This window comes from Buttiauxella sp. BIGb0552 (assembly GCF_004366275.1).
In the GTDB taxonomy this organism is placed as follows: domain Bacteria; phylum Pseudomonadota; class Gammaproteobacteria; order Enterobacterales; family Enterobacteriaceae; genus Buttiauxella; species Buttiauxella gaviniae.
Map to the genome: position 1 here is coordinate 460,646 of NZ_SODY01000002.1, position 11,667 is coordinate 472,312.

Here is an 11,667-nt window from a genome sequence, read left to right on the forward strand (position 1 = left end):
GGAATTTACAGATCTTATCGGCAAGATGGGCGGAAAGTTTACCCACAGGAGAAGTTCAAGTGGCTGTGGCTACAATAAAAATATTGTCGCCAGCCCCAGGAATATAAAGAAACCACCGGTGTCGGTGATAGCGGTAATCAGCACGCTTGAACCGACAGCCGGGTCTTTGCCCAGACGCATCATGATCATCGGGATCAGCACGCCCATTAGCGATGCCACCAGCAGATTGAGTACCATCGCAAGCGTCATCACACCGCCCAACGCCATATCGTCGTAAAGCAGCCAGGTCACGCATCCCATTACACCGCCCCAGATAATCCCGTTAAACAAGGCAACGCCCAGTTCACGTAACACTAAAAAGGAGAAGTTCCCCGGCTGGATATGTTGCAGCGCCAGCGCCCGCACAATCATGGTGATAGTCTGGTTACCGGTATTACCGCCGATACCTGCAACAATGGGCATCAGAGAAGCCAGTGCCACCAGTTGGGAAATGGTGTGTTCAAACAAGCCGATAACGCGTGAGGCGACAAACGCGGTACACAAATTTATTGCCAGCCACGCCCAGCGCGCTTTAACCGCTTTACTCACCGGGGCAAACACATCTTCTTCTGCGCTCAAGCCACCCATCCGGCGCAAATCATTGTCGGTTTCTTCGTAAACCACATCAACGATCTCATCAATCGTCAGGCGACCAATCAGTTTGCCGCTGCTGTCGATGACCGCCGCACTGACTAAGTCATCACGTTCAAAGGTACGCGCCGCAACTTCGTCATTGTCTTCGGGAGCAAAGCAGGTTGGGTTGTCGTCCATCACGTTCATGACCAGCGTCTGCGGAGCATGCAGTAAGATGGTGGTTAACCCCAGCTCCCCAAGCAGCGTTTTATCCCGCGTGGTGACAAAAACTTTATCCGTGTTTTGCGGCACTTTGCCGCGTAAACGCAGGAATCGTTGTACCACCGCAAGCGTTACATCCGCCCGTACGGTGATCACTTCGAAATCCATAATCGCGCCAACACTGTGCTTTTCGTAGTGCAACACTTGCCTGACTCGGACGCGTTGTTCCTGTGGCATGGTCGCCAGCAAACGCCCCATCAAGTCGCGAGGCAGATATTGCGCAAGGTAAATTTGGTCGTCGATATCCAACGGGCGAATGATATTGAGCAGCGCTTTATCGCTCATCCCTTCAATCAGGTCATCCCAAACAGTTTCCGAGGCTTCAATTAATATCTTGCCGCGCTGATCATCTTTGAGCAGTCGCCATAACGCATGGCGTTCTTCCGTCGGTAAGGCTTCCAGGACGTCAGCAAGATCGGCCGCGGGCAGTCTTGCCACAAGCGTGGCTACCTCTGAAATATCCTGTTCGGGAGTGTGGGCATCAGGTTGCGGCAACCTGCCCAGAATGCCTGTGGCAACGGCTTTATTGGTTAATAGAATTTGGAGGATGCGGGCTCGGTCTTGCGCACGTTGTTTAGTGCTGTACTTTGGAGTGACAGACATCTGGCAATATTCCCTGAGAACGACGAGCTAAGTTATAGTCCTTTCAAGCCCATAAAACAAAAAACCAGCAGATTAAGGCTGGTTTTATTGATCAGTTGACCGTTCGCGCGACGGCATCGCGCGAAGCATGCTCTCGCTCGTGGCCGGTTAACTCACCGAGTTGCCCGTGGCGCATTTCCAGTAACCGATCCGCATGAACAAAATAGTGATCATCATGACTGATGGCAAAAATGGTTTTGCCCATTTGCTGCATTAGCGGCAATAGCGTCTGGTAGAACTCGCGGCGGAAATGCGGGTCCTGGTCGGCGGCCCATTCATCTAACAAAATAATGTCGCGCTCTTCAGCTAACGCCAGCAGTAAGGCCACGCGTTTTTTCTGCCCTTTCGACAGTTTCAGATTGAGAATAGTGCCGTTTTCCAGCTCGAGCTTGTCGCTCATTTTCAGGCGCTCAATCCATTGCGTAACCAACTCTGGGTTAGCCTGTTCACCCTGCGGCCCGAGCAGGCGGTCAAACAACCAGACATCGGTGAACACCGCAGAAAACAGCTTGCGATAATCGTCCTGATTACCGGCATCAATCTTTTTACCGTCCAGATAAATAGCGCCAGATACTGGATGATAAAGCCCGGTCAGCAGCATCGCCATGGTCGATTTTCCGCTACCGTTGCCGCCAATGAGGAACAACAATTCGCCACGTTCAATTTTGAGATTCAGCGGCCCAACGGAGAAGCTGTTGTCACCGTACTGGAACACCACATCGCGCATTTCGAGGGTTTGCCAGTGGGCAGGTTCAAGGCTTCGTGGGAATGCGGCATCGTAAGGTGCAAGATGGAATTTGTTCAGTTTGTTGAATGCCACCTGAGCGGTAAGTAACGTCGGTAATGCGCCAATCGCCGACAACATCGGCGTGCGTAAGAACAGAAGTGTCAGAGAAAACGTGGCGGCAACGTTGGTATCAGACCAACCGAGGCTGTTTGCCATCCAGAACACCAGGCCAATCACGCCGAGCATCATAATATTCGACCAGTTCACCGCACTCAGATGGTAGGTATCCGCGCGAATAATATGGCTGCGATAATCGTTAGCATGAGGAATATAAGTGTCTTCATAGACGCGTTCAGCACGTTCGCGGTTTAAAGCCAGTTCTTTGCGCCCTTCAATCACGGTCTGGTAATCGTTGTAAAGCTGGTCTTCAATTTCGCGCAGTTGCGCAAGGTGCTTGTAAACTCGCGCCACCAACACATAGCCGCCATAGATGGTTACCGCGACCCAAATCGCCGTGACACCCAGCATTTTTGGTGACAACCAGGCCAGATATGCCGCTGAACCAAAGGTCAAAATAATGCCCTGCACTAGTTCCGGCAGGCGCACAAAGGCAATGGTAATATTGCGCACATCACTGGTTAAACCCGCCAGCAGTGCCGCATTGCCGAGTTGTTCAACCCGTTCCACGTGCGTGTCCATCAGGCGTTTAATAAATTCACTACGCAGGCGGAACACAAAATGGTGGCCGAGTGTGGTCAACGCAAGCTGCGAACCTAATGTCACTGCCATTAATAGCAGCAACAGGCCAAGAAATTCAGGTAGCACCGAAAGGGAGAGATCGGGCGTTTCAATCAGCCGCAAATTAATAAAGGCAATTAAGCCGATACCTAACGCCGCGCTGAGCAGGCTTAATGCCATGACTGTCAAGAAAGGCCAGCGATACTGCCGGTAAACCACACGTAAAAGTTCCATCACTCACTACCCAAAATCGAAAACAGCGAGCAGTTTAAACGGCAATTACTGTACAGCAAGAATAATTCTTATTTATATTCGTGTTACCGGGTGCGGCGGAAAGTGAGATTGTAGCGAAACTCGTCAGTAGCAGGATGATGGCCCGGTTTAAGCGGTAAAATACCATGATAAAACAGCCTTGATGACCCGCCCCAAACCACGACATCACCGTGTTCGAGCATCACTCTTTTCAGCGGGTCATTGCGCTTAAGCCCACCAAACTGAAACACGGCGGGTAACCCAAGCGACACCGAAACAATTGGCTGTTGCAGATTTAGCTCATCTTTATCCTGATGCAGCGAAAGTTTAGCGCCCGGTGCGTAGCGGTTAACCAGGCAGGCATCAGGATTAAAATCAGGATACCCCGCAGCCTTTGATGCGGCATCGGACAACTGGCGAAAAACGGTCGGTATCGCGGGCCAGTGTTGTGACGTCAGCGGGTCAATCGGGGAATAGAGGTAGCCGTGAGCGTTAGTCGTCCAGCCGACTTCGCCGCAGTTGGTCATCGCCACCGACATCGTGTACCCGCCTGGCGTGACCATCTGGCGAAAGGGGGAAAATGCAGCAACTTCCTCAATTTGCGCGATAAGCAGCCGTGCATCCGCGCAGGCAAAGCGGCGCAAAATAACCGCGCCATCAGCCAACGGCTCTAGCCACGGTGCTTCATCGGCAAATAAATCGAGCATCACTCACTCCCCCTGCTGTTCGGCTTCGATCTTAAGAAGTTGGCGTTTACGCTCAACGCCCCAACGGTAGCCAGAAATCGCACCGTCATTACGCACAACACGGTGGCATGGAATAATGACCGCCAGTTTGTTTGCGGCGCATGCTCCGGCCACTGCACGTACTGCCTGCGGCTTGCCGATGCGTTCGGCAATGTCGCGATAGCTCGCAGTCTGCCCAGCAGGGATGTCACGCAACGCCTGCCAAACTTGTTGCTGAAATGCGGTGCCCTGAATATCCAATGGCAAATCAAACTGCTGGCCTGGGCGCTCCAGTAAACTCACCACCTGCGCGACATTTTGCGCAAAGAGTTCGTCGCCGGCCATTAATGCAGAGTGCGGGAACAGCGTTTCCAGTTCGGCAATCAGCGTTTTGGCCTCGTTACCTAACAGTATGGCGCAAATACCTCGCTCGCTCTGCGCGACCAGAAACGCCCCCAAACGACATGACCCCACCACAAATTGAATCACGGTGCGGTCACCTCCCTGGCGGTATTGTTTCGCCGTCATCCCTAAGACTTTATCCGCCTGCTGGTAATAGTTGCTTCCTGACTGAAAACCAGCGTCGAAAACAGCCCGTGTGACTGGCTCACCCTGGGCCAACTGCGCACGTAACCGTTTTGCCCGCAACGCCTTTTGCCACGCGTGAGGCGTTAGCCCGGTGACTTGTTTAAACAGACGATGAAAATGGAACGGGCTCATTGCTACTTGCGAAGCTAAGTCGGCAAGAACGATTGAATCGTTGCTGGCTTCAAGGATTCTGCAGGCCTGCGTGATGCGGTCAATACGTTGTTGCTCAGGTGCTTGTTTGTCCGGCTGGCAGCGTTTGCACGGGCGAAAACCGGCATCAACGGCGGCGTCAACGCTTTCAAAGAACAGCACATTTTTGCGTAACGGATGACGCGCGCTGCAAGAAGGACGGCAGCAGATCCCGGTAGTTTTCACCGCAAAGACAAACTGCCCATCAGCGCGACTATCACGGGTTTCCACAGCCTGCCAGCGGCTTTCATCGTTGGCTTTATCAAAAAAATGATTCATGACTGGCTCCTGTATTTTGCTGTCATGGTATGACTTTGACAGTTTGAGGACGCTGGGGAACCCGCAATCTTGCTTTCTAATTTTACTCGCTAAGTAAGAAGGTTTTAAACTGAGGAGACATCCAGGTGGTAAAACTATCGCCCTCTTTGGTTATTAAATAAACCGCCAGCCCCTCTTTTTCAGCCACCTGTTTGGCTTTTTCAGTTCCAAGCACCATCAAACCAGTATCCCAACCGTCGGCTTCCATCGCCGTTGGTGAAATCACCGTCGCGGAAACTAATTTATGCTGAATCGGTTGGCCTGTTTGTGGGTCAATCACATGGGACAAACGCTTGCCATCAAGTTCATAATAATTGCGATAGCTGCCGGAGGTGCTTATCCCGTGCCCGTTGAGATCAACCACCGCCTGCACCGCGTTTTCGCGATCGGTCGGTTTCTGAATGGCGACGCGCCAGGCTTTGCCATCGGCATTCGTGCCACGCGTGACCACCGCCCCACCAACGGAAACTAAATAACGGCTGATGCCATTTTGTTCCATTAAACGCGCCAGATGATCGGCAGCATAACCCTCACCCATCGTGGAAAGATCAACATACAAACCCACAAGATCTTTCTGTAACCACTGTTTCCCGGCCTGGTTTATCACCGTGAGATGATGCAAACCGGTCAGCGCTTTCGCAGCATCAATCTGTGCCTGATTAGGCGTTTTTATCGGTTGTTTATCTGGGCCAAATCCCCACAGATTCACCAACGGACCGACGGTGATATCCATCGCGCCATCGGTCTTCGCGCCAATGCGCAAAGCCATAGTCACAATATCGCTCATTGCTTCAGCAACGGGATAAGGTTCCGTCGAAGAGGACTGGTTAAAGCGCGATAAGGCAGAATCTTTTTTGTAGGTCGACAAGAGGCGATCGTCACCATCTAGCTGTGTCTGAATTTTTTCCCGCAGCTCAGTCTGTCTTGCATTATCCACACCCGCGAGACTTGCACGCCAGTATGTCCCCATGGTTTTGCCTTCCAGCACCATGCCAGTATTACCTTTTGCTGCTGGGTTATCGCAGCCTGCCAAAGCACCCAAAACTATGGCAAACAGGCCATAGCGTAATAATCGTAAGTCCATTGTTTCTCTCTCCTGTTTGAGCGCAAAAGGGTACACCAACTGGCAAAGAATTGGATTAAAAGTGAAGGATTGTTGAGAGTTCAGACGTAAAAAAGGCGCCCTAAGGCGCCTTTTATAACGAACACTGCGAAAGCAGGAATTAGAACTGGTAAACCAGACCAACACCTACGATATCGTCAGTACCAATGCCAGCGGCTTTGGTGAACTCGTTCTCGTCCAGCAGGTTGATTTTGTAATCAACATAGGTGGACATGTTTTTGTTGAAGTAGTAAGTCGCGCCAACATCAACATATTTCAGCAGGTCCTGGTCGCCGTAGTTGGTGGCGCCATTGTTGATGTCCTTACCTTTAGATTGCAGGTAAGCAATGGATGGACGCAGACCGAAGTCGAACTGGTACTGTGCAACTACTTCGAAGTTCTGTGCTTTATCAGCAAAACCGTAAGCGTCGGAGTCAGAGCTGCCGCCGAAACGAGTTGCGTTATAAGTCTGAGTGTACTGTGCAGCCAGGTAGACATTGTTGGCGTCATATTTCAGGCCACCGGTATAAGTCTCAGCACGGTCGCCGTTACCATAGATACCAGCTTCGCTGTTCTGGTCAGCAGTACGTTTGGAAGAAGACATCGCTGCACCAGCACCGAAACCTGAACCCAGATCGTAAGTTACAGACATACCGTAAGCATCACCGTTCTGTTTCAGAACGCTGCGGCCGCCAAAGTCTTCACCGCTGGTGCTACCGTTTTTACCCTGGTATTGCAGAGCAAAGTTCAGGCCATCAACCAGACCGAAGAAATCGGTGTTGCGGTAAGTTGCAACGCCGTTAGCACGGGATTGCAGGAAGTTATCTGCACCATAAGTGTCGCCGCCAAATTCTGGCAGAACGTCGGTCCAGGATGTTACATCGTAAACTACGCCGTAGTTACGACCATAGTCGAAGGAACCATAATCGCTAACGCGCAGACCAGCAAACGCCACACGAGTCCATGCATTGTTTTCGCTTTCAGAGGTGTTGCCCTGAATCTGGTATTCCCACTGGCCGTAACCGGTCAGTTGGTCATTTACCTGAGTTTCGCCTTTGAAGCCCAGACGCATATAGGTCTGATCACCGTCAGCGCTTTTGTCGTCGGAGAAGTAATGTAAGCCATCTACTTTACCGTACAGATCTAATTTGTTGCCATCTTTGTTATAAATTTCGGCCGCATGAGCGGTGCCTGCTACCAGCAATGCTGGAACCAGGAGGGACAGTACTTTAACTTTCATGTTATTAACCCTCTGTTATATGCCTTTTTATATGCCACTGCTTACTGATTAATTTACTAATCAGTCGGCTAACCCATTCTCCAAAACAAATACAGATTAATCCAATCCGAATATGATACTAAAACCACAGAGATGTTTCATTTGTCTATATACGTGTTTCAAAATGTAAATATGATGGAACTTTTTTCCGCACAAAAAGACAATGATATAAGCACTAATCGTCAAAAAAATTAAAATAATCAACAAAATCAATTTGATGGATTAAATAAATATACGTAGCACTGAATGATAAAACACACTCAATATTTATATATAAAATAACTCCCGCTATCATCATTAACTTTATTTATTACCGTCATTCAGCTTCGAATGTCTGTTTACTAGTATTTTGGACCGGATGCTTGCATCCGGTTTTTTTTACGCTTCTTTACGTAACTTTAATCATTTTGTGCTACTCCCTTCAAAAAATAACGTCTATTAACAAATTGCCGCTTCGCTTACAGACAAATCTCACTTCTCATGCGGGAACTTTCTCAAAAAAGAAAACCTAAATAGACAATCATTTCATATTAAATAATTGTACAAATGAAATTAATTTGTACAGAAACACCGCGAAAGATTGGTTAAAATACACTCCGTTTAATGGCGTTATTTCGGCTAATTATCAACAGCCTGGAAATATCACGATTTCGAATTATACTCGTTGAGTTTTAAGACACAGACGATGACGCCAACGCCTGTTGCAGGTATTCTTAATCTGGATATGTTGGTTTACTTACTAACAGCTATAACGCCTGCTGGCTTGCCTTGCAGAGCAGTGGATTTTTTTAAGTGGCGAATGCTCGCCGGGTTGCGCGCTAACAATGAGTCAGTCAGACCGAATGATCCCTAATAAATTTTCGCTTATCCCCAGCAATATCACGCGCTTCTTCCTGCTATTGATAGTCGTGCTACTGGTTGCCATGGGGGTCATGGTGCAAAGTGCCGTCAACACTTGGCTCAAAGATAAAAGCTATCAGATTGTCGACATCACCCATGCGCTTCACAAAAGGGTCGATACCTACCGTTACGCTACCTGGCAAATCTATGACAACATCGCCGTCTCAACGGCGCCAGCAAGCGACGGCCTGCAAGAAACGCGTCTACGCCAGGATGTGTATTATTTAGAGAAGCCGCGTCGTAAAACCGAAGCCCTGATTTTTGGCTCACATGACAGCTCAACACTGGATATGACACAACGTATCTCTACTTATCTTGATACGTTGTGGGGTGCTGAAAACAGCCCATGGTCGATGTACTATTTAAATGGCCAGGATAACAGCATGATCCTGGTCTCGACCTTGCCACTTAAAGATCTGTCTTCCGGTCTTAAAGAAAGCGGCGTCGGTTCCATAGTCGACTCACGCCGCGCTGAAATGCTTCAGCAAGCAAACGCACTGGATGAGCGCGAAAGCTTCTCTCAACTACGCCATCTTGCGTGGCAAAACGGTTATTACTTTACCCTGCGAACAACCTTTAACCAGCCAGGCCACCTGGCAACGGTCGTAGCGTTTGATTTACCCATTAACGATTTGATTCCACCAGGGATGTCACTAGACAGCTTCCGTCTGGAAAATAACGATGCTCCAATGGCGGCTAACGGCATAGAAAAAGAAGATCCGGATAGCATCTCCATTAATTTTAATGGCGCGAAGATTGAAATAGCTTCCCCGCTTGCTACAACCCATATGCGGCTGGTCTGGCAGGTTCCTCTCGGCACTCTGCTGATGGACACCTTGCAGAATATTATATTACCTCTGCTACTCAATATCGGCCTGCTGGCGCTGGCGCTGTTCGGCTTCACCACTTTCCGCCAACAGGCAGCCCGTCCCGTAGAAGTGCAAAACGGCAACGGCGAATTACAAATTTTACGTGCACTTAACGAAGAGATTGTCTCGCAATTGCCACTAGGCCTATTGGTACATGACCTGGATTCAAATCGCACAGTCATCAGCAATAAAATTGCCGACCATTTGTTGCCACACCTTAATCTGCAAAACATCATTGCGATGGCCGATCAGCATCAAGGTGTAATTCAGGCAACTATCAATAATGAACTGTATGAGATTCGCCAGTTTCGCAGCCAGATTGCGCCGCGCACGCAGATATTTGTGATTCGGGACCAGGACCGCGAAATTCTGGTTAACAAAAAGCTCAAGCAAGCTCAGCGTTTATATGAAAAAAACCAGCAGGGACGAATTACGTTCATGCAGCATATTGGTGAAGCGCTACAGCTACCGGTGAAAAATATCGCCGAACACGCCAGTGCACTAAATACTCCAGAGGGGCATGCAGTTGCCAATGAAGCCCAAAGCATTGTGCGCCTGGTGGATGAGATTCAGTTGCTGAACATGCTGGAAACCGATACCTGGAAAACTAATGCAACGCTGTTCGCAATCCAGCCACTGATTGATGAAGTTGCACTTGAGATGTTGCCCATTATCAAGCGTAAAGGTTTGCAGCTGCTGATTAACAACCATCTGGCAGCAGATGAAGAGCGTCATGGCGACCGGGAAGCACTACGTAAAGTGCTGCAGTTATTGCTGCATTATTCGGTAACGACTACCCAAATTGGCAAAATCACCCTGGATATTACTGAAGAAGAGTCCGGGCCTGACCGTCTACTATTCCGTATTTTGGATACCGGTGAAGGCATCAGTAGTGGTGAAGTCGATAATCTCCACTTCCCTTTCCTCAACGAAACCAGTGAAGATCGTTACGGGCGTGCTAATGGATTAACATTCTATTTATGCGATCAGCTTTCACGCAAACTCGGCGGGCATCTGAATATCAAGACCCGAGAGGAAATTGGTACACGTTACAATTTGCACATCAGAATGACAGCCGAACCGCAGCAGGAAGAGCAGGAAGAGAAACTGCTCGATGATGTGGTGGCGATGATTGATATCACCTCCAATGAAGTCCGAAATATTGTCACTCGCCTGCTGGAAAACTGGGGCGCGCAGTGCATCACTCCGGATGAAAGACTGGCAAGTCAAGAGTTTGATATCTTCCTGACAGATAATCCGTCTAATCTTACATCTTCGGGTTTGCTTTTAAGCGATGATGAGAACGGAATGCGGAAGCTAGGCCCGGGCCAGTTCCGAGTTAACTTTAATATCAGTAATGCTATGCAGGATGCGGTGCTGCAGCTGATAGAAGAGCAACTGGCGCAAGAAGGTATTTCAGAATCACCATTGGGTGGCGATGAAAATGCACAACTTCATGCCAGCGGCTATTACGCGCTGTTTGTCGACACAGTACCGGAAGATGTTAGGAGATTGTATACTGAATCAGCGGCGCACGATTTCGCAGCATTAGCACAAACAGCTCACCGCCTGAAGGGAGTGTTTGCAATGCTCAATCTGGTACCCGGCAAGCAGTTATGTGAAACGTTAGAGCATCACATTCGTGAAAGTGATGCTACCAACATACAAAAATATACCAGCGATATTGACACTTACGTCAAGAGTTTGCTGTAGCAAGGTAGCCTATTACATGAACAGTATGAACGTAATTATTGCCGACGACCATCCGATTGTCCTGTTCGGCATTCGTAAATCACTCGAGCAGATCGAGTGGGTGAATGTTGTCGGTGAGTTTGAAGATTCCACAGCGCTTATCAATAACCTGCCAAAACTTGATGCTCATGTTTTGATAACCGATCTCTCAATGCCTGGCGATAAATACGGCGACGGCATTACGCTTATCAAGTACATCAAGCGTCACTTCCCTAGCATTTCTATCATCGTTCTGACGATGAATAACAACCCAGCTATTTTGAGCGCGGTGTTAGAACTGGATATCGAAGGAATTGTGCTCAAGCAAGGCGCGCCAACTGATTTACCAAAAGCGCTGGCAGCACTGCAGAAAGGCAAAAAATTCACACCGGAAAGCGTATCTCGCCTGCTGGAAAAAATCAGCGCCGGCGGTTACGGTGACAAGCGTTTGTCTCCGAAAGAGAGCGAAGTTTTACGTCTGTTCGCCGAAGGTTTCCTGGTGACTGAGATTGCCCGCAAACTGAACCGCAGCATCAAAACCATCAGTAGCCAGAAGAAATCAGCAATGATGAAACTGGGTGTGGAAAATGACATTGCGTTGCTGAACTATCTTTCGTCGGTAAGTCTGTCTCCGGCCGACAAAGACTAATTCAATGTCGGATGACGCTGCGCTTATCCGACCGACAAGAAAGCAATCGTAGGGTGGATTAGCG

The 11,667-nt window shown here is 49.1% G+C and carries 8 protein-coding genes; 2 read left to right on the forward strand and 6 right to left on the reverse strand.

From position 1 onward, the window contains the following. Positions 1-69: 69 nt before the first annotated feature. The 6 genes from mgtE to EDF88_RS06985 all read right to left on the reverse strand — a co-directional run bounded on the left by mgtE (position 70) and on the right by EDF88_RS06985 (position 7,415). A complete protein-coding gene (gene mgtE, locus EDF88_RS06960) occupies positions 70-1,497 on the reverse strand; it encodes a magnesium transporter (protein WP_064517167.1) in 1,428 nt (475 codons plus the stop codon). A 91-nt stretch (positions 1,498-1,588) separates the two neighbouring features. Further along, complete coding sequence (locus EDF88_RS06965; protein ID WP_134183703.1) at positions 1,589-3,235, reverse strand: multidrug ABC transporter permease/ATP-binding protein; 1,647 nt, start codon at positions 3,233-3,235, stop codon at positions 1,589-1,591. A gap of 83 nt (positions 3,236-3,318) precedes the next feature. Further along, complete coding sequence (gene alkB, locus EDF88_RS06970) at positions 3,319-3,960, reverse strand: DNA oxidative demethylase AlkB (RefSeq protein ID WP_064517164.1); 642 nt, start codon at positions 3,958-3,960, stop codon at positions 3,319-3,321. A gap of 3 nt (positions 3,961-3,963) precedes the next feature. Continuing rightward, positions 3,964-5,034 carry a bifunctional DNA-binding transcriptional regulator/O6-methylguanine-DNA methyltransferase Ada gene (gene ada / locus EDF88_RS06975; RefSeq protein ID WP_134183705.1) on the reverse strand — a complete coding sequence of 357 codons (1,071 nt, stop codon included), beginning with the start codon at positions 5,032-5,034 and terminating at the stop codon, positions 3,964-3,966. Between the two features lie 82 nt (positions 5,035-5,116). Further along, a complete protein-coding gene (gene apbE, locus EDF88_RS06980; protein ID WP_064517160.1) occupies positions 5,117-6,157 on the reverse strand; it encodes an FAD:protein FMN transferase ApbE in 1,041 nt (346 codons plus the stop codon). Between the two features lie 139 nt (positions 6,158-6,296). Further along, a complete protein-coding gene (locus EDF88_RS06985) occupies positions 6,297-7,415 on the reverse strand; it encodes a porin OmpC (protein WP_064517158.1) in 1,119 nt (372 codons plus the stop codon). Between the two features lie 863 nt (positions 7,416-8,278). Between EDF88_RS06985 and rcsD the strand changes: the two genes are divergently transcribed. Together rcsD and rcsB are read left to right on the forward strand one after the other, a co-directional pair. Beyond that, positions 8,279-10,936, forward strand: coding sequence for a phosphotransferase RcsD (gene rcsD / locus EDF88_RS06990; RefSeq protein WP_208326130.1), 2,658 nt, complete (start codon positions 8,279-8,281; stop codon positions 10,934-10,936). Between the two features lie 16 nt (positions 10,937-10,952). Continuing rightward, the gene (gene rcsB / locus EDF88_RS06995; protein ID WP_064517154.1) at positions 10,953-11,603 is read left to right on the forward strand and encodes a response regulator transcription factor RcsB; all 651 of its coding nucleotides are present in this window, start codon (positions 10,953-10,955) and stop codon (positions 11,601-11,603) included. Positions 11,604-11,667: the final 64 nt, after the last annotated feature.